We start from the raw sequence: 26063 nt of genomic DNA, 5'->3' as shown, positions 1-26063 counted from the left end.
AGTCACCAGGTGGTCAGCGCCCGGTCGGTGGCCAGCAGCAGCAGCTGGTCGTAGTCCGCCGCGGGACCGGGGCGGGTCGCCTTGGCGGTGCCCTGGGCCGGGTCGAAGTTGTGGGCGTTGACCTGGACGAGCACGCCGTCCCGGCGGAAGTGCGCGGCCGTGACCGTGATGCGCCCGCTGGCTTCGTCGATGATCGTGCCGAAGGTCACCGTGCTGCCGTCCTGCTGGGGCAGCCTCTTCTCGCAGGCCGTGTCCGCGCAGAACTGGACCGGGTCGCGCATCGGGGTCTGCTCGCTGATGGCGATGTTCAGCTCGGCGCGACCGTAGTCGTCGATGAACACCACCGTGCCGAACGTCATGGGCATGGCCGCCCGCTGCCCGGCGGCGGGCTCCTCGACCTCCTTGACGTCGATCTCCACCACCTTCGTCCGTGGGAAGAACTTGGCGAACGTCACCCGCAGGCGGGAGGACAGCACCTCGGCGCGCGCGGTCTTGGCCGCGTCACCGGGGACGCCAGTCGGCGTGACCCCGGGCACCTCCACCGCGCTGGACGGGGCCGACTCGGCCGTGGTGATCAGCGGCGGCCCCGCCACCTGCGCCGAGCGCTGCCCGCCGAGGACGCCGGGCAGCGTCAGCACGGTGGCGGTCAGCGCGAGGGTGGCCACGCCGACCGCGACCAGCGCCCGCCTGCGCTTGCGCAGGTGCTCGCCCCGCTCGATCAGCGCGTCCGGGTCGAAGTCCAGCGGCGGCTCGTCGGCGACCGCGTCCCGCAGGCACTCCCGCAACTCCGCTTCGCTCACGACGCCACCACCGTCCCCGCCTCCAACCGCTCCACCGCGGCGCGCAGCGCGACCAGGCCGCGCGCCGTCTGACTCTTGACCGTGCCCTCCGTGCACCCCATCGCCAACGCCACCTCGTTGACCGGCAGGTCCTCGAAGTAGCGCAGCACCAGCACCGCCCGCTGCCTCGGCGGCACCTCCAGCAGCGCCGCGCGCACCAGCTCGCGCGCCCACAGCTGCCTGCTCGCCAGCTCCGGGTCGGCGGAGGCGTCCGCGACGTCGGGCAGCTCGCCGTCGCGCTGCTCCGCGCGCCGCCACGGTCTGCGCTTCTCGTCCAGCCACGTGCGCAGCAGGACCTTGCGGGCGTACGCGTTCGCGTTCTCCCGCCAGTGGACCCGGTGCCACGCCTGGTACAGCTTGAGCAGGCTGGCCTGCATCAGGTCCTCGGCCGTGTGCCAGTCACCGCAGAACAGGTAGGCGGTGCGCCGAAGCACTCCGGCCTGCCGCACGGCGAAGTCGCGGAACCCCTGTTCGTCCGCCTCGCGCATCCATGCCCCTTCCGGCCCCTCCCACTCCTCTCACGCGGTGGGGGTCACCGGGGTTGCATGGCCTTGCCGAGCATCTTCCGCGCCGCCCCGCGCGGGTCCGGGCTGACCTCGATCAGCGCGTTCACCACCGCCCCGTCGACCAGGGCGATCAGCTCCCGCACCCGCTCCAGGTCGACCGGCTGGCCCGCCTTGGCGAAGATCTCCAGCAGCAGGGCGTGCAGCTCACCCGCCATCCGGCGCATCAGCGGCCGCAGGTAGGGGCGCCTGCCGGTGGCCACCAGGCGCTCGTAGCGCAGCAGCACCGCCTCGGCGTCGCGCTCACCCGCGGGCGGCCCCAGCAGCAGGTCCAGCACCAGGTCGATGAACGCCTCGCCGCCGCACTCGTCCTGGTCCAGCTCGGCCAGCCGGGCCTTGCCGTAGGCCAGCTCCGCGTTGCCGTGGTGCTCCAGCGCGGCGGTGACCAGCTCGTCCAGCGAGGCGAAGTAGTAGGTGGTGGAGGCCAGCGGCAGGCCCGCGCGCTCGGCCACCGCGCGGTGCCGCAGCGCGTCGAAACCGCCGTCGGCCAGCAGGTCCGCGGCGGCTTCCACCAGCGCCTGCCGTCGGCGCTCGCCCTTCGGGGTAGCGGCTGTCACCGAGAAGAAATTACTAGGTGCGGCTAGAGCTCCCCGGCCAGCGCGGTGGCGGCGTCGTCCACCCGGTCGGCGAAGGGCGGGGTGGTGGCGCCGGTGGCGGGTTCGCTGATCACGTGCACGGTGCCGCCGCCGCGCGCGGGCTTGCGCGACTCGCGGGCCTGCGGCGATCCCAGCGTCGCCGCGGCCAGCACGTCCGGCGGGACCACGATCACCGAGACGGTGCCCACGGCGTTGCCGTCGCGCACCAGGTAGCTCGCGCCGCGCGCCCCGTCCGGGCAGGTCGCGGCGGCCGGGGACGGCTGCGTCCCCTGGGCGACCGGGAACTCGTCGGCGAGGGCGACGGCGAGTTCCCGGTCCACCTCTGCGCACCCGCCAGGGGTGCCGCCAGCCCGAGGGCTGGCACTCCCCGTCGGCTCGTCCCCCTGCGTAGACGAGTCCTCGGGGATGCTCTTGGGCGGCATTCCGCCGCTCAGCTCGGGCACCCGCCCGCCGTCGTCGATCCGGGGCTCGACAGGCGCTCCGAACGGGCTGAGGGTAGGGGACGGCGGGCGGTCAGCGGAACCCGCCACGGCGGGCCGCGCGCCCTCCTCCCGCGCCACGCCGCCCAGGCCCGCCACCACACCGCCCAGGCCCACCACCACGGCCAGGCCGGAGCCCAGCGCGACGGCCGCCCTCCGGCGGGCGGTCGCCCGGTGCGACGCCCCCCGCACGCCCGCCACGTCGAAGGACGCGGGCGGCGCGTCGGAGGCCGCCTCGCGGAACAGCTCAGCGAGCTTCTGCTCGTCCACCTACCTCCTCCTCCCGGTCACGAAGCGGGTCGCAGGTCGTCGATCGCATCGCCCAGCGCGGCGCGCAGCGCCTCCAGACCCCGTGAGGTCTGGCTCTTCACGGTCCCCTCCGAGCAGCCGAGCACCCGCGCCGCGGCCGCCACGTCGAGGCCCTCCAGGAACCTCAGCACGAGCACCGCCCGCTGCCGGGGCGGCACCCGCCGCAAGCCCGCGACCAGCGCCTGCCGCGTGGCCACCGCGTCGCCGACCTCGCCGTCGGGGACCGGGGTGTCGGGCACCTGGTCCACGAAGCGCTCCCGCCGCCACGGCCGCCGCGACTCGTCGATCACCGCGCGCACCACGCTGCGGCGCACGTAGGCGTCCAGGGCGCCCTTGTCCCGGATCTTGCGCCACTTGCGGTGCAGCGCGACGAACGCGGTCTGCGCGAGGTCGTCCGCCCGGTGCCAGTCACCGCACATCAGGAACGCCGTTCGGCGCACGGCCTCCCGGCGAGCTGCGAAGTACTCCGCGAACTCCTGCTCGTCGTGCTGGTCCACGCGGACTCTCTCCGCTCGTCGTGCTTGCACCTACCGGACGGGACTGCGGTGCCCCACGGTTGCACGGCGGGACACCGAGACTTGCGTCACCCCCATCGTGGTACCGCACCGCGGAGTAGGCCAGGGGCCGCTCGGTGTGGTGTCATCCGTTCGTGACCCAGCTGGCACCCATTGACTTCCGCTCGGACACCGTGACCCAGCCGGACGAGAAGATGCGTCTGGCCATGTCGGCCGCCGAGGTCGGCGACGACGTGCTGGACCACGACCCGACCATGAGACTGCTGGAGGAGCGGGTCGCCGAGCTGCTCGGCGTGGACGCCGCGCTGTGGGTGCCGTCGGGCTCCATGGGCAACCTGATCGCCCTGGTGCTGCACCTGCGCCGGGGCGACCAGTTCCTGGCCCCGCGCGGCGCGCACGTGCTCGACGCCGAGCTGGGCACCGCCGCGTGGCTGGCGGGCGGGATGCCCCGGCCGCTGGAGTGGGACGCCGGTCCCGGCCGCGTCTCGGCGGACGCGGTGCGCGCCATCGCGGGCACCGCCGGCCCGTACTACACGCTGACCTCGCGGCTGCTGTGCCTGGAGAACACGCACAACGCGGCGGGCGGCACGGTGACCCCGCCGGACGAGCACGCGCTGCTGGTCTCCGCCGCGCGCGAGACCGGGCTGCGGGTGCACCTGGACGGGGCGCGGCTGTGGAACGCGGCAGTGGCGCTGGGCCTGCCGCCCGCCGCGCTGACCGTGGGCGTGGACACCGTGCAGGTGTGCCTGAGCAAGGGCCTCGGCGCGCCGGTCGGGTCCGTGGTGGCGGGCACGCAGACCTTCGTCGAGGAGGCCCGGCGGGTGCGCAAGATGCTCGGCGGCGGCGTCCGGCAGGGCGGCGTGCTGGCCGCGGCGGGCCTGGTCGGCCTGGAGCGGATCGACGACCTGGCCGCCGACCACGCCAACGCCCGCGCGCTCGCCGCCGGGCTGGTCGAGCTGGGCTGGGAGGTGGTGGAGCCGCAGACCAACATCGTGCTGGCCGAGGTGCCCGACCTGGAGGTCACCCTGGCCGGCCTGCGCCACCTGGGCGTCCACGCCTCGTCGATGGCGGGCAAGGTGCGGTTCGTGACGCACCGGGACGTGGGCGCGGACGACGTCGCCGAGGCGTTGCGCAGGATCTCGTCGGCCAGCTGAAGGGGCTGCTCAGTGCGCTGGATCGTGTTCGACTACGGCGAGGTGATCAGCAAGCCCACCGAGGCGCTGCCCACCCTGGCCGGTCTGCTCGGCGTCACCGCCGAAGCCCTCTCGCCCGCCTACTGGGCGCACCGGCACTCCTACGACCTGGGCCTGCCCGACGCGGAGTACTGGCGGGTCGTCGCCGCCGACGCGGGCTCGGCGGTGCCCGTCGACGAAGAGCTGGCGGCCCGGCTCACCGAGGTGGACGTGGCCGGGTGGATGCACCCCGAGCCCGCGACGCTGGCGCTGCTGGCCGAGCTGGACGAGGCGGGCGTGCCGCTGGCGCTGCTGTCCAACGCGCCCTCGTCGTTCGGCCGGGTCGCCGAGCGGCAGGCGTGGACCAGGCACTTCCGGCACCTGGTGTTCTCCGGCGACCTGGGCGTGGGCAAGCCGGACGAGCGGATCTGGCGGGAGCTGGCGCGGCGGCTGGACGCGCGACCGGAGGACTGCGTGTTCCTCGACGACCGGCAGGTCAACGTCGACGGCGCGGTGGCGGCGGGCATGGCGGGCGTGCTGTGGCGCGGCAGCGCCCCGGCGCGGGACGAGCTGGTGCGGCTGAGCGTGCTCGGCGGCTAGGTCTTCGACCGCGACTTGAGCGCGCCGTAGGCGGCGGTGCCCAGGAACAGCGCGCCGCCCACGACCACCAGCCAGAACACGCCCTTGACCAGGGCGCCCAGCACGGTCAGCGCCAACCAGACGACCAGCAGCGCCGCGATGATCCGGAACATGCCCGGTCAACGACCGGCGCGGGCCGCCGGTTCCCCCGGCAGCCACTCGCCCAGCCGTCGCAGCGCCTCCTCCACCTCCGCCAGCGAGCCCGCGAACGACAGCCGCACGAACTCGTGCCCGCGCACCGGGTCGAAGTCGACGCCCGGCACGATCGCCACGCCCTTGGCGTCCAGCAGCGCGCGGCAGAACGCCATCGAGTCGCCGGTGAGGTGCGAGACGTCGGCGTAGGCGTAGAACGCGCCGTCCGCCGGGGCCACCCGGTCGATCCCCAGCTCGGCCAAGCCCTTGAGCAGCACCTCCCGGTTCACCCGGTAGCCGTCGACCAGCGCGGCCATCTCCGCGTAGGACTCCGGCTCGAACGCGGCCACCGCGGCGTGCTGCGGCAGCGCGGGCGGGCACAGGGTGAAGTTGCCGGTCAGCCGGTCGGCGGCGCGGCGAAGGTCCGGCGGCAGCAGCATCCAGCCCAGCCGCCACCCGGTCATCGCGAACGCCTTGGAGAAGGAGTTGACCACGATCGCCTCGCGCGAGGTCTCCCAGGCGCACGCCAGCGGCCTGCCGTAGCTGATGCCGTGGTAGATCTCGTCGCTGACCAGACGGGTTCCCCCGGCCGCGCACCACTCGGCGAGCGCGGCCAGCTCGCCGGGGTCGAGCACGGTGCCGGTCGGGTTGGCCGGGCTGGCCACCACCAGGCCGTCCAGCGGCCCCGCCTCCTCCAGCATCTCCACCGTGGGCTGGAACCGGGTGTCCGGGCCGCAGGGCAGCTCGACCACCTCGCAGCCCAGCGCCCGCAGGATGTTGCGGTAGGCGGGGTAGCCCGGCCGGGCCAGCGCCACCCGGTCGCCCGCGTCGAAGCTCGCCAGGAACGCCAGCAGGAACGCGCCGGACGACCCCGTGGTCACCACCACGTCCTCGGGCGAGACGTCCAGCCCGTACTGCCGCTCGTAGTGCCCGGCCAGCGCGGCCCGCAGCTCCGGGATGCCCAGCTGCTCGGTGTAGCCCAGCGGCTGCTCCCGCAACGCGCGCTCGGCCGCCTCCAGCACCAGCCGGGGCGCGCGGCTCGACGGCTGACCGGCGGCCAGCGACACCACGTCCCCGTGCGAGCGCTGCCGCGCCGCCGCCGCGGAGAGCACGTCCATCACGTGGAACGGCGGGACGTCCGCCCGAGCAGAAACCATGACACCAGGCTAAACACCCGAACGGGTCAGCCGGACAGCCCGTCCAGCAGAGCCGCCAGGCGGGCCCGCAGCACGTCCGCGCCGACCAGCCCGTGGAAGTCCACCACGTCCTGCGCCCGACGCCTGCGCCCGCTCGCGTCCAGCACCGCCGCGCCGAACCGGCCGCGCAGCTCGGCCGCCCCCACCCGGTCGCCCTCTCGCGGCAACAGCCCCACCAGTGCGGAGGGCACGTCCGCGCGGGGCAGCTCGCGGACCGTGACCGCGTCACCCCGCAACACCGCCAGCACCACCCCCGACCCCGCCGACGCGGCCAGCGCGCGCACCGCCGAACTGCCGATGCCCAGCCGCAGGTCCGCCGAGCGCGGCGGGGTGGCCAGCAGCTTGCACGCCCCCACCAGCCACGGGTCCACCTCACCGCCCCGCGCCAGACCGCCCCGCACCAGCTCGTCCCACGGCGCCGGAGCGTCCTCGACGTGCAGGACTAGCGGCATGGCCCCCAAGTCGAGGTGCTGCCACACGGCGCGGAAAGCGGCGGCGCGGAAAGTCGCGGTGGTCACCGGATGTCACTCCACGGGGACGGCGGGTGTTGCTCGGGCACCCAGTTGACGCCCGACCGCACCCGCCGGTTCCCCTCAGACTTCCTCCAGCAGCTCCCACACGCACCCCGCGAGGCGGGCGTTGTCGATCGGCGTGATGGTGCTCCAACTCCGCCCGTCCGAACTCGGGCGAACCTGGTGCAGGTAGCGCCCCGAAGGCGTGTCGTGCCAGGCGACCACCCGCCCCGCACGGGCAGGCGGCCCACCCGCGCGAGCCCGTTCGGCCCCGAACTGGCCGCGCGTGCCCATCCCGTCGCACATCGCCGCCAGCTCCTGCGCCTCGTGCAGCGGCAACCCACGCCGCTCCAGCGCCAGGACCAGCTTGTCCGCGTTGCGCCCCGCCTCGTCGGCGGCGGCCCGCAGCAAGTCGTTGGGCAGGCTGATGGACCGCCCGTAGCCAGCGGGCACCTCCCCCGCCACCGACACCGCCGCCTCGGCCAACGCGCTCGCACGGGCCTCGATCAGCCACACCTCGTCGCCGTCGACCACCCCGAGCACCGCGTCGTCCCCGGACGCCGCCGCCAGCCCCTTGATCTTGCGGCGGTCCACCCAGATCCAGATGTCCACCGAGACCTGCGGGTTGGCCAGCAGCGCGAACGCGTCGGCCAACTCCGGGTCGAGCCGCCGCCTCGCGGCCAGCCCGCGCGCCTGCAACGACTCCCAGGCCTGGTCCACCAGCCGGGCGCGCTCGGTGTGCGTGACACCGGGGCTGGGAACGTCGAGCGCGACGTTGCGCCTGGTCAGCCGCTCAGCCTCCCAGGCGACGTCGAACTCCAGCGTGGAAAGGACGACGGTCACTTGCGCTCGGACTCGTCACCGATGACCGACTGCACGACCATCCGCTCATCCCCGAAGACGTCGTCGGAGTCGACGCCGTACTTGCGGATGTGCTCCGCGTCCTCCTCGTCCTGACCGCCCCTGGCGGTAGCGGCGGGCTGCAACATCGAAGACGCCCCGATCTTGCCCGCGGCGCTCTTCACCGGCGCGGCGCGGTTCGCCGCCCGCTCCTCACCCTCCAGCGCGCCGATCGTGGCCGACACACCGGGCTTGCCCACCACGTTGCCCGGCTTGGCACCGGCCCCCTTGCCCTCCGCGGAACCGCCCGCCGGACCGCCGCCCGCCGGACCGCCGCCGCCCGGAAGACCACCGCCGCCGCGCACCACCCGCGCGCCACGCGCCGTCGTGGCCGCCAAGCCCAGCCCAGTGCCCGCCGCCAGGCCCAACCCCAGACCCAGCCCGAAGTTCGACCCCGGCGGCTTGGCCAGCCCCGGCCCGGTGAACGGGTTGGACTGCACCCCACCACCCAGCGGCGCGAGCCCCGTCGTCGAGCCACCCGGCAACTGCGGCCCGCCAACCGTGCCCCCACCGGGGAAACCACCCGGCAGACCGGGGAAACCCCCGACCGTGCCACCCGCCGTGCCGCCCGCCAGCGACCCCGGCACACCGCCCCCGACCCCACCGGGCACACCGCCGACCCCGATACCCGGCTGCTGCACCGACGGCACCGGCGTCTGCACGCTCGACACCGTGGTGACCTCGAAGTTCGGCGGCTTCTCCATGCCCTGGAACTGGTTGAGCGCGTCCCGACTGGCCTCGGTGTACTGGTTGAGGTTGCGGATCGTCTGCTCGCGCGCCGCCTGGGTCTCCTTCACCTCCTTGGCGTGGTCGGTCTCGTACCCGAAGAACCCGCCCACGTCGTCGATGAAGTTGGTGTCGGTGTCACCGCGCAACTTCTGCGGCTCCGGCATCGCGTTGCGCGACTGGCTGTAGTTGGCGCTCTGCTCGGACGTGGCCTTGGCGTTCTGCCGCGCCGCCTCGTCCGCCTCACCCGCGTAGTCGGCCTGGGCGGTGATCGTCTTCCCGGCGTTCTCACCCGCCGCGCCCTGCCACTCGATGCCGAGCTTGCCCAACTCCTGTCGCAGCACCTCGTCGGCTTCGGCGAGGCTGGCGGCCAGCTCACGCAGGGCGAACGAAGCCTCGGAGAACCTCTGCGCGGCGTCCCCCTGCTGGAACTTCTGGACGAGCGCCGCTAGAGCCTGGTTGTCGTAACCCTCGAAGCGGTGATCGCTGATCTGCTGGTACCCGGTCATCACTTCTTCCTCACGCCAAAGTCGGCAAGGTGACGAGCGCGAACTCAGCCGCCTTCTTCGCGTTCTGGCACATCTGCTCTTGCGAGGGCTTCTGCCCGATGGGCCGGTAATCGACGTAGAGCTGCTGTCCCTCGGCCACGTCGACCGACACGGCGCAACTGTTCTCGGTTCCGGACAGCGTCAGTTCGACGGCGTTGTAATCGCCCACGTCAGTCCGGCGCACGTCGACGTTACCGCTGCCGCGCCAATATTCGATACCCTTGGCGGTCACCAAACCCACGCCGTACGAAAAGCGGGGAGAGCCGTTCGTGGAGTAGTCGCACACCGGGACGTCACCGGTGTCGACCAGGTCACTGTCGTTGCGGTCGGCCTGGACGACCGACAACTGCTTCATCTGATCCGTGGTCAGAACCTTGCACGGATCGATTCCGTCAAGCTTGATCTCTTTCGGTCGCGTCGACTCGACTGGCGCTGTCGAGGACGTCTTCGAAGGTGCTGCCCCCGTATCGGCAGGACCGGGGTTACCCGGTTCTTGACTGGTGCACGCCAGGGACAAGGCTCCCACCAGCGCCACCAAGCCCAGAGAACGACTGATCGTCTTACGCACCCTTGGCTCCGAGCGACGCGGTGATCTCTTCTTCGGTGAACCCATATTGCTTGGCCACTTCACGCAGCTGGTTGCAGAGGTTGTCCAGACTGGTGATGTACTGCTCGATGCGCCCGGTGTAGGTGTGTTCGCCACCGATCAACCGGGAATTCCAAGCAGCGGCGATTTCCTGGTTGACGTCGTCGACACCAGGGGACAGCTCCACGTGGAGGTGCCGGCCAGCCCTGTTCAACTTCTTGCTGAGAATGCCCGCCTGATCTTGGATGATCTTGGCCGCCTGCAGAACGGTGTCCCTGGAGACCTCGAACTTCTGCCCGCCTCCGGGACCTGCGGACGTCGCCTCAGCGAGGCGCTTCTCCGCCGCGAACACCTCGCCGACCGCTCGTCCGATGGCTCCACCGGCGGCGGCGACGGCTCCTAGCAGGCCGTTCTCCTCTGCCACGACGTCCTACCCCCGTACGGTCGGTAACAGCTCGATCCCGGTTCGCAGGCTACCAACGACCACGTGAACCAGGTCTGTGGTTGGACGAAGATCGCCCCTCTGCGGTTCCGTCAAGCCCAGACGTCGTAGTCGGCGGCCATCGGGACCACCTGCTCCTCGTACGCCGACACGGTCGCGTCCACGTCCACACCCGAACAGTGGACACGGCCATCACCCATCCCGGTTCCAGGCCGTCGCACCCTGCCGCTCGACGCCAAGCATCCTCAGCCCGGCGCGCAACGCCTCACCCACACCGGCGGACAGTCGGTCAACCAGTGCCGCGTGTGCCGTCGAACCGGCAACCTTCATTACCGATCTCTCACTTCAAGGCCCGCAATGTCGCGAGTGACAACTCCGCTCCCCTGGCGGCGTTCCGACACAACTGGCCCCGGGTGAAATTCCTGCTGATCGGAAGGAATTGAACGAACAACTGCCGGGAATCCGCCACATCGACCGCCATCGAGCACTCCGCAGTGGACACCCCGGCCAACCTGACCTCAAGGGCGGGAAAACCGGAGACCTCCTTCGGCGAGACATCCAGGTTTCCCGGCGCTTTCCAGTAGTCGACTCCTTCACCGGAAATCAGCGTGACGCGGTACGAGTAGGAGGGCTCGACGCCGGACGCCGTCCGGTATGAGCAGGACGGCGAGGTAATGCCCTTGACGACTTCCGAGGGGTTGTTCTGAACCTTGACGGTCTTCAACTCCGCTTGCTGCTCTGCGGTCAGCAGCGCACAAGGATCGACGTCATCGATCTCGACGTCGCCCGGACGCACAGGGGCATCCGAACCAACCCCGGTCGTCGGCACATCACTCTGCGATCCACTCGCGGACCGCTCCGGAGTCGGCCGCCCCGACTCCTGGGACGAACAGCCCATCAAGACGACGGCCATTATGCAGACTGCGGACGAGGCTTTAGCGACCCGCACCAACCACTCCTATCAATTGCGCCATGATCCTCACTTCAAGGTCTGCAATGTCGCGAGCGCCAACTCCGCACCCCTGGCCGAGTTCTGGCACATCTGATCTTGACTGAAACCCTCACCGATCGGCAGGAACTGGACGACCAGTTGTTGATCATCTGCCACGTCGACAGCGTATGAGCAGTACGCCTGGAAGGTCCCGCTCAACTTGTACCGATAAGCGCTGAAACCACTGACGGACTCGGATTTGACTTCGAGGTTGCTGGAACCTTCCCAGTAGTCGACGCCTTCGCCCGACACGAGCGAGAGGTTGTAGTTGAAAAGCGTCTTACCGTTGGACCGGTACCGACAGGTCGGCGCGGGCTTGTCGTTGTTCAGCACATCGAGAGGCTGGTTCAGCGCTTCGTCGATCTTGAGTTCGAACTGCTGCGCGGAAGTCAGCGTGGCACACGGGTCCACACCGTCGACCTTGAGTTCCTCCGGGCGGGGAGCTCTTGTCGCCGACCCGGTGGAACCACTCGTGCTCGCGTTCGACGTGACAGGCCGAGGTGTGCCGTCCTCACCGATCGCGCAACTACCCAGTACGGTCATCAGGACCGTCGCATTAATCAAACGCACTCACAGCTCCTAAAGCAGTGGTTACTCTCACCCTCCGAAGATGCCGGTCACCCCTCCGGAGCATCGAGACGCCCGCGCTTCACCGCGTCGACCATCCGTGCGAACGCGCCGGATGTCACGATCACCACCGGACCACCGGGCACCTTGCTGTCCCGAACTCCCCAGATCCCCGGCGCGGCCGAGCACTCGACGCACTGGTTGCTCCCGCCGCTACGGCTGCTTTTTCGCCACTCCCCGAACATCACCGCTCCTTGAACTCTCTTCGTGTGTTGCGCAACAGGTCAGCGGTGCCTTCCGGGCTCAGCGCCAACTCGGCCAACGACGCGAAAACGACCCGGAACTTCTCGACATCCCCCGGATCGTCCATGATCGCTTCACCACCGGCGTATTCCAATCCGATGAACGGCGAATCCAGCGGGTCTTTGAACCGTAGAATGTTCACCGCACCACCCATGGTCGGGTACTCGCCCGCGCCGAACGGCAGCACCTGGATCGTGATGTTGTCACGTTCCATCAGCGCGAGCAGGTGGTCGATCTGCTCGACCATCACCCCCGCCCCACCGACCACCCGACGCACGACCGCCTCGTCCAGCACGGCGTGCACCACCAGTGGGTCCGGCGCGGTGACCCGCTTCTGCCGCTCCAGCCGGGACGCGACGAACTTGGCGGGTTCGACGACGCCGCCGATTGCGGCACCGTTCTCGGTGATCGCGAGCGCGTATTCGGGCGTTTGGAGCAGGCCGGGGACCAGCGTCGTGGTGATCAGGTCGATCGCGGCGGCCTCCGTCTCCATCCTCAGGTACGCCTGAAACTTTTTCGGCACAGCACCCGCCATCGGCAGCCGGGTGCTGTCCTGCTTGGCGTCCTCCCACTTCTGCAACGCCTGCTCGCGTTCCGCGTCGGAGGCGTTGTAGTAGGCCAGCAGAACTTCCATCTCAGCCATGCTCGGCAAGGTCTGTCCAGCCTCCACGCGGCTGACCGTCGACTGCGCCTTGCGGATACGGCGGGCGGCGTCCTCGGCCGAGAGTCCGGCTCGCTCGCGGAACTGTCGCAACAAGGACCCCACGCGCCGCTTGCGCGTCGTCTGATACGGCACGGTGATCCTCCTTGGCGGTCTGTGGGACACAGTAACCACGTCGATCATGACCACTCGATCGTGGCATAGCGCTCCTGGATATCCACTTAGTAGCTTCCAAATCAACCCAAAGGAGGCAAAGCATGGACGTGGTCCACGGCGGCATGTGGGCAGTACTGGGCGACGAAAGTCGAATCAAGATCAAGCCCGAGCCCGACGGCAACGGAGCGGAGGTCACGTTCTTCGGCTCGTTCGAGATCAGCCTCAGCATGAGCGAGAGCACGCTAACCCGATTCCGCGATCTTTGCGCCAAAGCCCTGCGGGACGCGCCCGCTTTCGAAGAGGATGCGGAGCCGTCGTGGACGCACCCGGCGGCACCGAGCGCCTGACCGCAGTAGGGATTCGATGAACACGCAGTACCAGCAGCCACGCCCGTCCGGCAGGAAGAAGACGGGGAAGGTCGTCATCGTCCTGGCGACCGTGCTGGTCGCGGCAGTCGCGGTCACCGCTGCCGCGCTCACCCGGTCCGACATCAGCGGTCGGGCCGTGAAGGCCACGACGCCGGAGGACACCGCTCCCCCTGCGAAGAACGTGCTGGTCCAGAAGATCGAGAGCGGACCGCTCAACTACGGGTCGACACCGGCCTTCGACGCCTGCGCGGTGCTCCCCCGCACCGGCCTCGCCCGGGTGGGGTTCCCGGAGGACACCATCAACTACCGCGAGCTGACCTACCTGCCGACGACCGTTCCCGCCACCGTCAGCAAGGTCAGCGAGCTCAACCCGATGACCACCTGCGGTTATTGGATCAACGCCAAAGACGCGGACGACGCCTACGTGGTGCTCGACATCGCGCAGCGGCCGTTCAACGAGCTGCGCGTTCGTCACCGGGGTGACGAGGAGCGGGTGAGTTCCGGTCTGAAGGTGTCGACTCGGAGAGAGGGGGACCAGTTCTTCTCCGAGATCGGCAACGAGGACTCGACCTTCTTCGCCAGGCTGGACATGGGCCGGATCACCAGCGACGTCAACGGCGTGCCCGCGCACCAGGTGTTCGCCAACCTGGTCGACCTGGCCGCCGCGAAGCTGGCCAAGGGGCCGGACTCCCACAGCTCCTACGCGTTCACCGGCCGCTACGAGGGCATCCCGTTCGCCTGCGACGTGCTCACCGCGGAGTTGTTCACCGAGCTGACCGGCAAGCAGGACTCGGGATTGGTCGTGACCACTGAGACGCGGGCGCACGAGGCCAGCCGGGACTACCCCGGCCTGGGCACGCTCCAGGCCGTGGAGCAGGAGTGCGGTCGCGGTTCCACCGACCGGTACGGGAACAGCGACCAGTCACGGACCCTGCGGGTGAAGTTCGAGACCTTCCGCACCGAACAGCAGGCCCGCGACGCCCACGCCTGGGGCTGCGATCCGCAGAACCCGGCGGGCGCGATCCTCGGGGAGCCGGTTCCGGTCGACAAGCCGATCGGCGACGGCAAGCCGTGCGTGCGGCCGGTCGGCTACCTCAACTACGTGTTCCTGGTGGGCCGCACTGAGGTCAGCATGATGCCCAACGAGGCTTGGGCGGGCGCGGACCCGGACAGCTTCGCCCGCGAGTTCGCCCCCACCGCCACAACCCTCGCCGACCACGTCCGCCGCGCCTTCTAACCCCCACCCGCGCGAGTCGAACGCTCAGGACCCCCGAATTCAACGCTCAGAACCACCACGCCCGCCCCCGGCGTCACCCACCTATGGGCGTGTCGGGCATGTCGCCCCCGGCATCACCCACCTGTGGGCCTGTCGCCCCGCGAGTCGCGCGCCCGGACACCACGAACCGAACGTTCGGACACCCCACCCGCCCTTTTGCGCTCCGGACCGCGCTTCCCACGCGCCGGGTAGTAGTTACCGGCCCCCACACACCCGTCCGGTAGTACTTGCCGACGCACCAGGGGGGCGCGCGGAGCGCGCGCAGCGGGGTGCCCGCGAGCGCCGTCCTTGGCGACCTGCCGCGCGGCGAGCGCACGCCCTTGACCCACCCTCAACGACGGGCGCAGAGGTCCTGAGTGACGAACTCAGGGGTCCTGAGCGTTCGACTCGCGGTACCTGAGCGTTCGACTCGCGGGGTCAGGGGAGGAGGATGCCGTGGTTGACGGCGCGGAGGGCGATGTCGGTGCGGTGGTGGGAGCCGGTCAGGTGGACCCGCGCCACCCGCTCGTAGGCGTCGTCGCGCGCGGCGGCCAGGGTTTCCCCGGTGCCGACCACGGACAGGACGCGCCCGCCGGTGGAGACCACCGCGCCGTCCTCGCGCCGCCGGGTGCCCGCGTGCAGCACGCCCTCCGCCTCGGAGCCCGCCACGACGTCGCCGGTGCGGGGGCGGCCGGGGTAGCCCTCGGCGGCGACGACCACGGTCACCGCGTAGCCGTCGGCCCACTCCAGCGGCCCGAACGAGGCCAGGGAGCCGGTGGCGGCGGCGTGGAACAGCTTGCCCAGCGGGCTGCGCAGCAGCGCCAGCACGGCCTGGGTCTCCGGGTCGCCGAACCGGCAGTTGAACTCGATCACCTGCGGGCCGGACGAGGTCAGCGCGAGTCCCGCGTAGAGCAGGCCGGTGAACGGGGTGCCGCGGCGCGCCAGCTCGTCGACCACGGGCTGCACGCAGCGGGTGACGATGTCGTCCACGAGCCCCTCGGGGGCCCAGGGCAGCGGGGAGTAGGCGCCCATGCCGCCGGTGTTGGGGCCCGCGTCGCCGTCGCCGACGCGCTTGAAGTCCTGGGCGGGCAGCAGCGGCACCACGGTCGCCCCGTCGACCAGGCAGAACAGGGACACCTCGGGGCCGTCGAGGAAGCTCTCCAGCAGCACCGGGTGGCCGCCGTCGAGCAGGGTCATGGCGTGGGCGCGGGCCACCGCGCGGTCGGCGGTGACCACGACGCCCTTGCCCGCGGCGAGGCCGTCGTCCTTGACCACCCAGGTGGGGCCGAAGCGGCCCAGCGCCGAGTCCAGGCGGGCCGGGTTGTCCACGACCTCGGAGGTGGCGGTGGGCACCTGCGCGGCGGCCATGACGTCCTTGGCGAACGCCTTGGAGCCCTCGATGCGGGCGGCCGCCGCCGAGGGGCCGAAGCAGGGGATGCCGAGGGCGCGGACGGCGTCCGCCGCGCCCACCACCAGCGGCTGCTCCGGCCCGATCACGACCAGGTCGGCGTTCCACTCCTTGGCCAGCGCGGCGACGGCGCCCGCGTCGTCGACGTTGACACCGTAGGTCTCCGCGACGCCGGCGATGCCCGCGTTGCCGGGGGCGCACGCCAGCGCGACCACGGAGGGGTCGCGGGACAACGCGAGGACGAGGGCATGTTCACGGGCTCCGGACCCGATGACCAGGACGCGCACGGTGGGCCAGCCTAGATGACCGGGGCGCTCATCCGCCCAGGGCGTCCTCCGATCCGGGGTGCACGGGCACCGGATCGGTCCTGTCGGCCTGCTCGCGCAGGATGTCGCGGGCGGCCGGGTGCACGCGCTCCAGGTCGGCCTTCTTGTCGTGGATCAGCTTGGTCACCGCGCAGGCGTCGCCTTCGGGGAAGTCGTCGCGCACCAGCAGCACGTTGGGCACCACGACGGTGGGGGTGTCGGCGGGCTGGCCGTAGGTGGCGGCGAGGATGGTGCCCTGGTCGTAGACGGGGTTGACCTCCTTCAGCGCGCCGAGCTGCGGGGTGATGTCGATGAACTTCACCTCGCCCTTGAGCGAGGTGGTGATGTCGGTGATCTGCGCGGTGGGCAGGCCGCCGGACCAGACCAGGCCGTCGAGGCTGCCGTCCTTCATGCCGTCGGCGGTCTTGGCCAGGTCGAGCCGCTGCGCCTGCACGTCCTTCTCCGGGTCGAGGCCGGCCGCTTGGAGCAGCCGGTGGGCGATGACCTCGGTGCCGGACTTGGGGGAGCCGGTGGAGATCCGCTTGCCCTTCATGTCCCGGATGGACTCGATGCCGCTGCCCGTCCGCACCAGCACCTGCGTGTAGTTGGGGTAGAGCCGGGTCAGCGCCTTGACCTTCTGCGGCTTGCCGTCGAAGGCGCCCTTGCCCGCGACGGCGTCGGCGGCGGTGTCGGCCAGCGAGAACGCCATGTCGTAGTCGCCCGCGACGAGCTGCTGGATGTTCTGCACCGACGCGCCGGTCTCCGCCGCGGTGGCCTTGAGCTTGGTGTTGTCGCTGATCAGCTTGGCCAGGCCGCCGCCCATGACGTAGTAGACGCCGCCGGAGTTGCCGGTGGCTATGGTGATCCGCCCGTCGCTCGCCTCGCACGCCGCGCTGCCGCCCCCGCCCGCTTCGGACGTGGTGCGCTTGCCGCCGCACCCGGTGGCGACCAGTCCGACCGCGAGCGCCGCCGCGGCGACCTTCTGCCAGTTACGCATGGTGATCCCTCCTCCTCAAGACCAGGTGCGCGGCCACCGCGAGGAGCAGGAAGCCCGCTCCCACGGCCACGGCGACCGGTTGCAGGTAGAGCAGCGCGAGCGCGGCGGGCACGCACAGGGCGCGCTCCACCCAGCCCGCGCGGCGGACGATCCAGCCGCCGGTGACCACGGCCAGCGCGGCCACGCCCAGCGCGGAGGCGGCGAACACCCACAGCACGTCCGTCAGGGGTGCCCGCAGCAGCAGTGCCGCGCCGTTGTCGGTGAGCACGAACGCCAGCGGCACGAGGAACGCGGGCAGCGTGTACTTCCACGTGCGCCACATCGTCTTGACCACGTCGCCGCCGGTGATGGCCGCCGCGGCGACGGCGGCCAGCGCGGTCGGCGGGGTCACCTCGGACAGCACCGCGTAGTAGAAGATGAACATGGCCGCTTCGGCGGGGGCCACGCCCAGCTCGACCAGCGCGGGTCCGATCACGACCCACGAGATGATGAACGACGCGGTGACCGGCACGGCCAGGCCCAGGACGCTCACCGCGAGCGCGGCCAGCACGGCGGTCACGCCCAGCACCACCACGGGGTTGGACGACACCGCCGAGGCCAGGTCGACCAGCGCCGAGGCCAGTTCCTGCCCCAGCCCGGTCTTGGTGATGGTGGAGGTGATCACGCCCGCCGCCGCGCACACCGCGATCACCGGCAGCGCCCCGCGCACGCCCGAGGACAGCGAGTCGGCGACCAGCTTGAGCCAGCCGCGCGGGTCGTCGCGGTGGGCGAGCAGGGCGAACAGGGCGGCGATGCCGGTGGCGTAGACGACGGCGGACTGCACCGGGATGTCCATCGCCAGGAAGGCGACGATCACCGCCAGGGACAGGAAGTGGTAGCCGCCGCGCTTGAGCACGGTCCACGCGCCGGGCGCGTCGACCTCCACCGGCTTGGCGCCGAACTTGCGCGCGTCGACCTCCACGGCCAGCGCGATGCCCAGGTAGTAGAGCAGGGTCGGCAGCAGCGCCCACAGCAGCACCTGGAAGTAGGAGGTCTCCAGGTACTCGGCGATGATGAACGCCGCCGCGCCCAGCGTGGGCGGGGACAGGATGGCGCCGATGCCGGACGCGGCGAGCAGGCCGCCCGCGCTCTCCCTGGGGTAGCCCGCCTTGCGCAGCACCGGCCAGGCCACCGCGCCGAGGCTGACCGCAGTGGCGGTGCCGGAGCCGGAGACCGTGCCGAGCAGGAACCCGGCGGTGGCGGCGGTGCGGCCGGGCGCGGTGCGTGAGCGGCGGAACGCGGCGAAGCTGAAGTCCACGAAGAACGCGCCCGCGCCGGAGGCGTTGAGCACCGCGCCGTAGATGGTGAACAGCACGATGTAGGTGGCGGCGACGTCCAGCGGGGTGCCGTAGAAGCCGGTGGCGTCGTTGAAGAAGCCGTTGATGATCTGGCTGAAGTCCACCCCCGCGTGCGCGATGGCCCAGCTCGGCGGCAGGTAGCCGCCGTAGTAGGCGAACGCCACGAACGCCAGGCACACGACGGGCAGCACCAGGCCGGTGGTGCGCCGGGCCGCTTCCAGCACCAGGACCAGCAGCACCGCCCCGGCGGTCACGTCGAGCGGGGTGAGCTGGCCCTGCCGGTCGAGGAAGGCGTCGAAGCCGCCGAGCAGCGGGTAGCAGGCGACCGCCAGGGCCAGCGCGGCCAGCGCCCAGTCCAGCGGGCCGGGGTCGTCGGCGGCGCCGCGGCGCGGCCGGTAGCACAGGAACACCAGCGGCAGCGTCGTGGCGAGGAAGACCACCAGGTAGAACTGGTTGCCCTGGGCGAACGGGAAGAACACCTGCTTGAGCACGAGGGCGGCGACCGCCAGGCAGGCCGCCCACACGCCCAGCTCCCAGCGGCGCGACAGCCGCCGCGACGGGCGTTCCTCGTCGTACTCGGCGATCAGCTCGGCGACGTCGGCCTCACGGCCCAGGACCGGCTCCGGTGGTCTGGTGGGACTGCTCACCCGCGCACCTCCTCGTGCGGCGTTGATCAGGTGAGCAGGACGCTAGTTGTGCCGCCGGTCACAGGGGTAGCCCGATTTTCTAAAGGGACTGTAAAGACCTCACACGATGCGGTCGTCCAGGTAGCACCAGCGCCACTGCTCGCCCGGCTCCACCGAGCGCATCACCGGGTGCTCGGTGGCCTGGAAGTGCGCGGTGGCGTGCCTGCGCGGGCTGGAGTCGCAGCAGGCCACGTGCCCGCAGGTCAGGCACTTGCGCAGGTGGGACCAGTTGTGCTCGCCGAGCGCCAGGCAGTCCGCGCACCCCTCGGCGCTGTCCGGGGCGACCTCGGTGGCGGGCAGGTCGGCGGTGTGGGGGCAGGTCATGGCGACCATCGTGGCGCAAGATTGCCCCATGCACGGACCGGAACTGCTGCTGTTGCTGCTCGGCGCCCTCCTGGTCACCGCCGTGGCCCGGCGGGTGAACTGGTCGGCCCCGCTGGTGCTGGTCGGCGTGGGCCTGGCGGTCTCCTTCCTGCCCGGCCTGCCCGAGTTCGCCCTGGAACCGGAGCTGATCCTGGTCCTGGTGCTGCCGCCGCTGCTGTACTCGGCCGCGCTGGACAGCTCCTACCACAACTTCAGGGCCAACCTGCGGCCCATCGGGCTGCTCGCGGTGGGGCTGGTGCTGGCCACCACGGTCGCCGTCGGCCTGGTCGCGCACGCGGTGCTGCCGGGTCTGTCGGTGCCCGCCGCGCTGGTGCTGGGCGCGGTGGTCGCGCCGCCGGACGCGGTGGCCGCGGTGGCCATCGGCCGCAGGCTGAACCTGCCGCGCCGCACCATGACGCTGCTGACCGGCGAGAGCCTGATCAACGACGCCACCGCGCTGACCGCCTACAAGGTCGCGGTGGCCGCCACGCTGGGCGCGACCGCGTCGTGGGGCGGCAGCGCCTGGACGTTCGCGGTGGCGGCGGGCGGCGGCGCGCTGGTCGGGCTGGTCGTGGGCGTGGCCGTGCAGGCGATCCGGCTGCGGCTGGGCGACGGCGTGCTGGAGAGCGCGCTGGGCCTGCTGGTGCCGTTCGGCGCGTACCTGCTGGCCGAGGAGTTCGGCGCGTCCGGCGTGCTGGCCGTGGTGGTCGCCGGCCTCTACATCGGGCACAACTCGCCGCGCACCTCGTACTACACGCGGTTGCAGGACACCGCCGTGTGGCGGGCGGTGGACGTGCTGCTGGAGTCGTTCGTGTTCGCGCTGATCGGCTTGCAGCTCAAGACCACCGCGCACGCCGTGCAGATCACCTCCGGGCTGGTGTGGGCGGCGCTGGCGGTGCTCGCGGCGACCATCGCGGTGCGGTTCCTGTGGATGTACCCGGCGGCCTACCTGCCCAGGCTGCTGTTCAAGCGCATCCGGGAGCGGGAGCCGTCGCCGGGGTGGCGCGCCACCACGGTGATCTCCTGGGCCGGGATGCGCGGGGTGGTGTCGCTGGCCGCGGCCTCCGCGCTGCCGCTGGACCTGCCCGGCCGGGACGTGATCGTGTTCTGCGCCTTCGTGGTCACCGTCGGCACGCTGCTGCTGCAAGGCCTGACGCTGCCGTGGGTGATCCGCAAGCTGGGCTTCCGCGGCGACGAGGAGCGCACCGACGCGCTGGCCGAGGCGCAGGTGCAGCACGCCGCCGCGCAGGCCGCCGTGCAGCGGCTGGACTCGCTGGTCGAGGAGGGGGACGGGACTCCCGAGCACATCGTGGAGCGGCTGCGGATCATCGCCGAGCACCGGGGCAACGCGGCGTGGGAGCGGTTGGGGCGGCAGGAGCGGGAGAGCCCGGCCGCCGCCTACCGGCGGTTGCGGCGCACCATGCTCGAAGCCGAGCGCGCGGTGTTCGTCGAGGCTCGGGACGAGGGCCGCATCGACGACGAGGTGCTGGTCCGCGTGCTGCGCGAGCTGGACCTGGAGGAGGCCGCGCTGTCCCGCGAGTAGCTCTCCAGCGCACCGTTCACTTCTCCGCAGTCCCCGGTTCGCCCTACGGTGGCCGGGACGTCGCGGTGCGCGACGAGGCTGCCGCGCGTCTGTTCGCTACTGAGGAGGCGACGATGGTGCGGACGAGGATCGTCGGGGCGGCGCTCGCGGCGCTGGCGGTGGCCGGGGCGGTGCTGCTGCCCTCGGCTTCGGCGGCCGGTGACGCCGGGGCCAAGGCCCACAAGCCGAAGGGGCCGCTGGTCATCGGGCACCGGGGCGCGTCGGGCTACCGGCCCGAGCACACGCTCGCGGCGTACGAGCTGGCCGCGCGGATGGGCGCGGACTACATCGAGCCCGACCTGGTGCCCACCAAGGACGGCGCGCTGGTCGCCCGGCACGAGAACGAGATCGGCGGCACCACCGACGTGGCCGCGCGCCCGGAGTTCGCCTCCCGCAGGACCACCAAGGTCGTGGACGGCGCCCCCATCACCGGCTGGTTCACCGAGGACTTCACCCTCGCCGAGCTGAAGACGTTGCGCGCCAAGGAGCGCATCCCGGAGATCCGGCCCCGCAACAGCCTCTACGACGGCCGCTACGAGGTGCCGACGCTGCAGGAGGTCATCGACCTCAGCCGCAGGCTGTCGCGCGAGCTGGGCCGCGACATCGGCGTCTACCCGGAGACCAAGCACCCCACCTACTTCCAGGACATCGGCCTGGCGCTGGAGCCCAAGCTGGTCGAGGTGCTCAACCGCAACGGCCTCAACCGGCGCGACGCCAACGTGTTCGTGCAGTCCTTCGAGGTCGCCAACCTGAAGTCGTTGAAGGACCGGCTGCGCGTGCCGCTGGTGCAGCTCGTCGACGCCTCCGGCGCGCCCTACGACTTCGTCAAGGCCGGTGACAAGCGCACCTACCGCGACCTGGTCACCCCGGCCGGGCTCAAGGAGATCGCGGGGTACGCGGCGGGCGTCGGGCTGGCCAAGAACGTGATCATCCCGCGCGACGAGGCGGGTCGCCTGCGGCAGCCGACCTCGGTGGTGCGCGACGCCCACGCGCGCGGCCTGGTCGTGCACGCGTGGACGTTCCGCAACGAGAACACCTTCCTGCCCGCGGACTTCCGCAGCTCGACCGACCCGGCCGCGTACGGCCGGGCCTTCGCCGAGTACGAGGTGTTCTTCGCGACCGGGCTGGACGGCGTGTTCGCCGACAACCCGGACACCGCGGTGGAGGCGCGCTCAGCGCGCTGAGACCAGCTCTTCCGGCGCGGCCTGCGGCTCCGCCAGCAGGCCGCGCCGGGCCAGCTCCGGCCGCACGCCCTCGCCGAACCAGTACGCCTCCTCCAGGTGCGGGTAGCCGGAGAGCACGAACTCCTCCACGCCCAGCGCGTGGTACTCCTCGACCAGGTCGGCGACCTCGGCGTGGCTGCCCACCAGCGCGGTGCCCGCGCCGCCGCGCACCAGACCGATCCCGGCCCACAGGCCGGGGTGCACCTCCAGCCCGCGCACGCCCCGGCTGAGGTCGCCGCCGTGCAGGGCCAGCATCCGCTGCTGGCCGGTGGACTGGCTCTGCCGCAGCTGCTCCTGCGCCTTGCGCACCTGCTCCGGGTGCAGCGCGTCGAGCAGCTTGGCCGCCTCCGCCCACGCCTCGGCCGAGGTGTCCCGGCTGATGGTGTGCAGCCGGATGCCGAACCGGATCGGGCGGTCGCCCGCCAGCTCGCGCACCCGCGCGATCTTCTCCGCCACCTGCGCCGGGGGTTCGCCCCAGGTCAGGTAGACGTCCGCGCGGCGGGCCGCGACCGGCAGGGCGGCCGGGGACGAGCCGCCGAAGTAGATCGGCGGCACCGGGTCGGGGGCGGCCAGCGCGGTCGCGCCCTCAACCCGGTAGTGCTCGCCCGTGAAGTCCACCGGCGTGCCGGACCAGACCGCGCGCACGACGTGCAGGAACTCGTCGGTGCGGGCGTAGCGCTGGTCGTGGTCGAGCCAGTCGCCGAACCGGCGCTGCTCGACCTCGTCGCCGCCGGTGACCACGTTGAGCAGCAGCCTGCCCCGCGAGATCCGCTGGTAGGTGGAGGCCATCTGGGCGGCCAGGGTCGGCGAGATGACGCCGGGCCGGAACGCCACCAGGAACTTCAGCCGCCGGGTGCGGGCGATCAGCGCGGCGGTGGTCAGCCAGGCGTCCTCGCACCACGTGCCGGTGGGGGTGAGCACGCCGTGGAAGCCGTTGCGCTCGGCGGCCTGGGCGATCTCGGCCAGGTAGTCGATGTCCGGGTCGCGCTGCGCGGGCGCGCCCTGGGACTTGTTGGCGTGGAACCGCTCCACGACGGTCCGGCCGTCGCCGGAGGTGGGCAGGAACCAGTGCGTCACGACGCTCATGAGAGGTCTCCCTGGAAGCGGGTGTCCACGAACTCGGCGAAGTCGACCCTGCCCGGCAGCGCCCCGTCCCGCGTGAACGCGTCGGCCAGCTCCTGCTCCGACGCGACCACCGCGTCGTCGAGCGCGGTGGGCAGGTCGGGGCCGCGCGCCACGGACGCGCGGGCCACGTCGAGCTTCAACCCGGTCTCGGCGGCCCAGGTCTGGGCCCACTCCTCGCGGTGGGTGTCGGCCCAGCGCTGCGCTTTGCTCACGCGGATCAGGAACTCCTTGATCGCCGCGCTCTTGCCCGCGTCGTCCAGGGCTGCCCGGCCCGCCACCTGGAAGGTGTAGCCGTTGGACTTGCCCCGGCCGTCGGTGAGCACGCGGGCGCCCGCCTCCTGCTCGGCCTGCGAGGTGTAGGGGTCCCACACCGCCCACGCGTCCACCCGCTTCTGGGTGAACGCCGAGTAGGCGTCGGCGGGCTGGAGGAAGTTCAGCGTGACGTCCTTCGTGGACAGACCGGCCGCGTGCAGCGTCAGCAGCACCTGGCCGTGCGCGGAGCTGCCCTTGGCCACGGCGATGCTCCTGCCCCTGAGGTCGGCCACCTCCTTCAGCGGCGAGTCGGGCGGCACCAGGATCGTGTCGCTCTCCACGTTGCCCTTGGCCACGTAGACCGCGGCGATCCGGGCGTTGGCGGCGGCGGCGAAGATCGGCGGCGTGTTGCCGACGCCGCCGACGTCGATCGCGCCCGCCGACGCCGCCTCCAGCAGCGGCGGCCCCGAGGTGAACGTCGACCACTCGATCTCGTAGGGGAAGTCCTCCAGCAGGCCGGCGGCGGTCAGCAGCGACTTGGAGCCGCCCTTCTGGTCGCCGACCTTCAGCACGACCGCGCCACCGGACTCCTGCGCCGCCGCGCCGCACCCGGTCAGCACCAGGGTCGCCGCGACCAGTGCGCTAAGCAGCTTCGGCATCGTCCACTCCCAGGTCCGACAGCACCCTGCCCCGCAGGTCCACCAAGGACTTCCGCCGCCGCGGGCGCGGCTGGTCCACGACGTGCTCGGCGACGATCCGCCCGGCGTCGAGCACCAGGACGCGATCGGCCAGCAGCAGGGCCTCGTCCACGTCGTGGGTCACGAACAGCACCGCCGGTCGGTGCTCCCGCCACAGCTGCTCCACCAGCCGGTGCATGGCCGCGCGGGTCAGCGCGTCCAGCGCGCCGAACGGCTCGTCCAGCAGCAGCAGGTCGGGTTCGCGCACCAGCGCCCGCGCCAGCGACACGCGCTGCGCCTCGCCGCCGGACAGGGTCAGCGGCCAGGCGTCGGCGTGGTCGGCCAGCCGCACCTCGGCCAGCGCCTTCTCGGCGACCGCGCGCTGCCAGTTCTTCGGGCGGTCGACTCCCTCGAGCCCCAGGGAGACGTTGCGCCACACCTTGCGCCACGGCAGCAGCCTGGGCTGCTGGAAGGCGACCGAGACCGTGCCGGGGACGGAGAACTCGCCGCCCACCTCGGTGTCCAGGCCCGCCAGGACGCGCAGCAGCGTGGACTTGCCGCAGCCGCTGCGACCCAGCAGCGCCACGAACTCGCCCGCCTGCACCTCCAGGTCCAGCCCGTCGAGCACCCGCCGCGAGCCGAACTCCTTGACCAGCCCCTTCGTGCTCACCGCGTTCTCCGCCGCGCTCCTCACCGGGTTCGCCACCGCAGCACCCTCCTCTCCAGGGCGCGGACCAGCGCGTCGGTGGTCAGCCCGAGCAGGGCGTAGACCAGCAGGCCGACCACGACGATGTCGGTGCGCAGGAACTCGCGCGCGTTGTTGATCAGGTAGCCGATGCCCGCGTCGGCGTTGACCTGCTCGCCGACGATCAGCGACAGCCACGCCGTGCCCAGCGCGATGCGCAGCCCGACCAGGGTCTGCGGCACCGCCGAGGGCAGCACCACGTGCACCACCCGCTCGACCCGGCTGAACCCCAGCACCCGCACGGCCTCCAGCAGCGCGGGGTCGGTCTGCCGGATGCCGGAGTGCAGGTTCAGGTACAGCGGGAACGCCACGCCCGCCGCCACCAGCGCGAGCTTGGGCTCCTCGCCGATGCCGAACCACAGGATGAACAGCGGGATCAGGCCCAGGTGCGGCAGCGTGCGCAGCATCTGCACCGGCGGGTCGAGCAGCCGCTCGCCCCACCGGGACAGGCCGGACACCAGGCCCAGCGCGCCGCCGACGGCGGCGCCGATCAGGAAGCCGACCGCCACCCGGCCCAGCGACACCAGGAAGGCGTCGGTCAACTGGCCGTCGGCGATCAGGTCGTAGGCGGTGGCGAAGACGGTCAGCGGCGAGGCGAGCTTGTCCTCGGGCAGCACGCCCGTGCTGCTCGCCGCCTGCCACAGCAGCACCAGCCCGATCGGGCTGATCCAGCGGCGGAGATCGGGGGCTCTTCGTTTCTTGGCTGCGGGTGCGCGCGTCGGCGTGAGCGATTCTGGGCGCGCGACAACACCCGCGGTGGAAATCGACACGATTTCTCCCAGCGGACACCGGAAACAGGGGGTGAGAGCGGTGGATCAGCGCGTGCGACAGATCGCGCTCGCCTGCCGCCGGAGGTCGACGTGCAGGCGAGCGACGAGGGTTTCGCGCTCACTCATGAGCCTGAGTTT

General features: G+C 71.7%; 31 protein-coding genes. 6 read left to right on the top strand and 25 right to left on the bottom strand.

What is annotated here, in order from left to right; all coding sequences use genetic code 11:
• Positions 1–2: 2 nt before the first annotated feature.
• Genes IEZ00_RS31435 through IEZ00_RS31415 form a run of 5 tightly spaced genes read right to left on the bottom strand, consistent with a single transcriptional unit; the run spans position 3 to position 3283 of the window.
• Positions 3–800: a hypothetical protein gene (locus tag IEZ00_RS31435; RefSeq protein ID WP_189226997.1), complete on the bottom strand. Its 798-nt coding sequence runs from the start codon at positions 798–800 to the stop codon at positions 3–5.
• Complete coding sequence (locus IEZ00_RS31430; RefSeq protein WP_189226996.1) at positions 797–1327, bottom strand: RNA polymerase sigma factor; 531 nt, start codon at positions 1325–1327, stop codon at positions 797–799. The genes IEZ00_RS31435 and IEZ00_RS31430 overlap by 4 nt, the downstream gene beginning before the upstream one ends.
• A 44-nt stretch (positions 1328–1371) precedes the next feature.
• Positions 1372–1959, bottom strand: coding sequence for a TetR/AcrR family transcriptional regulator (locus IEZ00_RS31425; protein WP_189226995.1), 588 nt, complete (start codon positions 1957–1959; stop codon positions 1372–1374).
• 23 nt (positions 1960–1982) lie between these two features.
• Positions 1983–2747 carry a hypothetical protein gene (locus IEZ00_RS31420; RefSeq protein WP_189226994.1) on the bottom strand — a complete coding sequence of 255 codons (765 nt, stop codon included), beginning with the start codon at positions 2745–2747 and terminating at the stop codon, positions 1983–1985.
• A 17-nt stretch (positions 2748–2764) separates the two neighbouring features.
• The gene (locus IEZ00_RS31415) at positions 2765–3283 is read right to left on the bottom strand and encodes a SigE family RNA polymerase sigma factor (protein WP_189226993.1); all 519 of its coding nucleotides are present in this window, start codon (positions 3281–3283) and stop codon (positions 2765–2767) included.
• Between the two features lie 152 nt (positions 3284–3435).
• Between IEZ00_RS31415 and IEZ00_RS31410 the strand changes: the two genes are divergently transcribed.
• Positions 3436–4455 (top strand): threonine aldolase family protein, encoded by a 1020-nt coding sequence (locus IEZ00_RS31410; protein ID WP_189226992.1) that lies wholly within the window; start codon positions 3436–3438, stop codon positions 4453–4455.
• Between the two features lie 12 nt (positions 4456–4467).
• A complete protein-coding gene (locus IEZ00_RS31405) occupies positions 4468–5073 on the top strand; it encodes an HAD family hydrolase (protein ID WP_189226991.1) in 606 nt (201 codons plus the stop codon).
• Here IEZ00_RS31405 and IEZ00_RS31400 read toward each other — a convergent pair.
• From IEZ00_RS31400 to IEZ00_RS31350, 11 genes are all read right to left on the bottom strand, one after another.
• On the bottom strand, positions 5070–5225 hold the full coding sequence (locus IEZ00_RS31400) for a hypothetical protein (protein ID WP_189226990.1): 156 nt from the start codon (positions 5223–5225) through the stop codon (positions 5070–5072). The two genes, IEZ00_RS31405 and IEZ00_RS31400, sit on opposite strands and share 4 nt — an antisense overlap.
• A 6-nt stretch (positions 5226–5231) precedes the next feature.
• Entirely contained in the window at positions 5232–6401 is a 1170-nt protein-coding gene (locus IEZ00_RS31395) for a pyridoxal phosphate-dependent aminotransferase (RefSeq protein WP_189226989.1), read from the bottom strand.
• Positions 6402–6427: 26 nt separating this feature from the next.
• Positions 6428–6958 (bottom strand): ESX secretion-associated protein EspG, encoded by a 531-nt coding sequence (locus tag IEZ00_RS31390; RefSeq protein ID WP_189226988.1) that lies wholly within the window; start codon positions 6956–6958, stop codon positions 6428–6430.
• A gap of 75 nt (positions 6959–7033) precedes the next feature.
• Positions 7034–7795, bottom strand: a complete 762-nt coding sequence (locus tag IEZ00_RS31385; protein ID WP_189226987.1) for an ESX secretion-associated protein EspG — start codon at positions 7793–7795, stop codon at positions 7034–7036.
• Positions 7792–9087 carry a PPE domain-containing protein gene (locus tag IEZ00_RS31380; RefSeq protein WP_189226986.1) on the bottom strand — a complete coding sequence of 432 codons (1296 nt, stop codon included), beginning with the start codon at positions 9085–9087 and terminating at the stop codon, positions 7792–7794. Before IEZ00_RS31380 ends, IEZ00_RS31385 begins: the two co-directional genes overlap by 4 nt.
• Positions 9088–9097: 10 nt before the next feature.
• Positions 9098–9694, bottom strand: a complete 597-nt coding sequence (locus IEZ00_RS31375; protein WP_189226985.1) for a DUF3558 domain-containing protein — start codon at positions 9692–9694, stop codon at positions 9098–9100.
• The gene (locus tag IEZ00_RS31370) at positions 9687–10136 is read right to left on the bottom strand and encodes a hypothetical protein (RefSeq protein WP_189226984.1); all 450 of its coding nucleotides are present in this window, start codon (positions 10134–10136) and stop codon (positions 9687–9689) included. The genes IEZ00_RS31375 and IEZ00_RS31370 overlap by 8 nt, the downstream gene beginning before the upstream one ends.
• Before the next feature lie 358 nt (positions 10137–10494).
• Positions 10495–11052, bottom strand: a complete 558-nt coding sequence (locus IEZ00_RS31365) for a DUF3558 domain-containing protein (RefSeq protein WP_229796292.1) — start codon at positions 11050–11052, stop codon at positions 10495–10497.
• Positions 11053–11133: 81 nt separating this feature from the next.
• Positions 11134–11715, bottom strand: a complete 582-nt coding sequence (locus tag IEZ00_RS31360; RefSeq protein WP_189226982.1) for a DUF3558 domain-containing protein — start codon at positions 11713–11715, stop codon at positions 11134–11136.
• Between the two features lie 47 nt (positions 11716–11762).
• The gene (locus IEZ00_RS31355; RefSeq protein ID WP_189226981.1) at positions 11763–11957 is read right to left on the bottom strand and encodes a DUF397 domain-containing protein; all 195 of its coding nucleotides are present in this window, start codon (positions 11955–11957) and stop codon (positions 11763–11765) included.
• The gene (locus IEZ00_RS31350) at positions 11957–12811 is read right to left on the bottom strand and encodes a helix-turn-helix domain-containing protein (protein ID WP_189226980.1); all 855 of its coding nucleotides are present in this window, start codon (positions 12809–12811) and stop codon (positions 11957–11959) included. Before IEZ00_RS31350 ends, IEZ00_RS31355 begins: the two co-directional genes overlap by 1 nt.
• A 122-nt stretch (positions 12812–12933) precedes the next feature.
• Here IEZ00_RS31350 and IEZ00_RS31345 point away from each other — a divergent pair, with 122 nt between their 5' ends.
• Together IEZ00_RS31345 and IEZ00_RS31340 are read left to right on the top strand one after the other, a co-directional pair.
• Complete coding sequence (locus tag IEZ00_RS31345; protein ID WP_189226979.1) at positions 12934–13179, top strand: hypothetical protein; 246 nt, start codon at positions 12934–12936, stop codon at positions 13177–13179.
• Between the two features lie 16 nt (positions 13180–13195).
• Entirely contained in the window at positions 13196–14437 is a 1242-nt protein-coding gene (locus tag IEZ00_RS31340) for a hypothetical protein (RefSeq protein WP_189226978.1), read from the top strand.
• 456 nt (positions 14438–14893) lie between these two features.
• Here the strand turns inward: IEZ00_RS31340 and purD are convergent, their stop codons facing one another.
• The 4 genes from purD to IEZ00_RS31320 form a co-directional block, all read right to left on the bottom strand.
• Positions 14894–16150 carry a phosphoribosylamine--glycine ligase gene (gene purD, locus IEZ00_RS31335; RefSeq protein WP_189226977.1) on the bottom strand — a complete coding sequence of 419 codons (1257 nt, stop codon included), beginning with the start codon at positions 16148–16150 and terminating at the stop codon, positions 14894–14896.
• 28 nt (positions 16151–16178) lie between these two features.
• Positions 16179–17165, bottom strand: coding sequence for a TAXI family TRAP transporter solute-binding subunit (locus IEZ00_RS31330; protein WP_189226976.1), 987 nt, complete (start codon positions 17163–17165; stop codon positions 16179–16181).
• The gene (locus tag IEZ00_RS31325) at positions 17158–19149 is read right to left on the bottom strand and encodes a TRAP transporter permease (protein ID WP_189226975.1); all 1992 of its coding nucleotides are present in this window, start codon (positions 19147–19149) and stop codon (positions 17158–17160) included. The genes IEZ00_RS31330 and IEZ00_RS31325 overlap by 8 nt, the downstream gene beginning before the upstream one ends.
• Positions 19150–19248: 99 nt before the next feature.
• Positions 19249–19512 carry a UBP-type zinc finger domain-containing protein gene (locus IEZ00_RS31320; RefSeq protein ID WP_189226974.1) on the bottom strand — a complete coding sequence of 88 codons (264 nt, stop codon included), beginning with the start codon at positions 19510–19512 and terminating at the stop codon, positions 19249–19251.
• 28 nt (positions 19513–19540) lie between these two features.
• Between IEZ00_RS31320 and IEZ00_RS31315 the strand changes: the two genes are divergently transcribed.
• Both IEZ00_RS31315 and IEZ00_RS31310 read left to right on the top strand, forming a co-directional pair.
• Complete coding sequence (locus IEZ00_RS31315) at positions 19541–21094, top strand: Na+/H+ antiporter (protein ID WP_189226973.1); 1554 nt, start codon at positions 19541–19543, stop codon at positions 21092–21094.
• A 113-nt stretch (positions 21095–21207) separates the two neighbouring features.
• Positions 21208–22317, top strand: a complete 1110-nt coding sequence (locus IEZ00_RS31310; RefSeq protein WP_189226972.1) for a glycerophosphodiester phosphodiesterase — start codon at positions 21208–21210, stop codon at positions 22315–22317.
• On the opposite strand, the gene IEZ00_RS31305 is transcribed toward IEZ00_RS31310, so the two are convergent.
• Genes IEZ00_RS31305 through IEZ00_RS38235 form a run of 5 tightly spaced genes read right to left on the bottom strand, consistent with a single transcriptional unit; the run spans position 22306 to position 26051 of the window.
• The gene (locus IEZ00_RS31305) at positions 22306–23442 is read right to left on the bottom strand and encodes an LLM class flavin-dependent oxidoreductase (protein ID WP_189226971.1); all 1137 of its coding nucleotides are present in this window, start codon (positions 23440–23442) and stop codon (positions 22306–22308) included. The genes IEZ00_RS31310 and IEZ00_RS31305 overlap by 12 nt on opposite strands.
• A complete protein-coding gene (locus tag IEZ00_RS31300; RefSeq protein WP_189226970.1) occupies positions 23439–24392 on the bottom strand; it encodes an ABC transporter substrate-binding protein in 954 nt (317 codons plus the stop codon). Before IEZ00_RS31300 ends, IEZ00_RS31305 begins: the two co-directional genes overlap by 4 nt.
• Positions 24376–25116 (bottom strand): ABC transporter ATP-binding protein, encoded by a 741-nt coding sequence (locus tag IEZ00_RS31295; RefSeq protein WP_229796279.1) that lies wholly within the window; start codon positions 25114–25116, stop codon positions 24376–24378. The genes IEZ00_RS31300 and IEZ00_RS31295 overlap by 17 nt, the downstream gene beginning before the upstream one ends.
• Positions 25101–25925 carry an ABC transporter permease gene (locus IEZ00_RS31290; RefSeq protein ID WP_189226969.1) on the bottom strand — a complete coding sequence of 275 codons (825 nt, stop codon included), beginning with the start codon at positions 25923–25925 and terminating at the stop codon, positions 25101–25103. The genes IEZ00_RS31295 and IEZ00_RS31290 overlap by 16 nt, the downstream gene beginning before the upstream one ends.
• A 45-nt stretch (positions 25926–25970) precedes the next feature.
• Positions 25971–26051 (bottom strand): putative leader peptide, encoded by an 81-nt coding sequence (locus IEZ00_RS38235; RefSeq protein WP_372448534.1) that lies wholly within the window; start codon positions 26049–26051, stop codon positions 25971–25973.
• Between the last annotated feature and the right edge of the window lie 12 nt (positions 26052–26063).

Source organism: Saccharothrix coeruleofusca (assembly GCF_014648515.1).
GTDB lineage: Bacteria > Actinomycetota > Actinomycetes > Mycobacteriales > Pseudonocardiaceae > Actinosynnema > Actinosynnema coeruleofuscum.
Note: the sequence above shows the minus strand (reverse complement) of the source record. Positions and strands in the feature narration are given on the sequence as shown.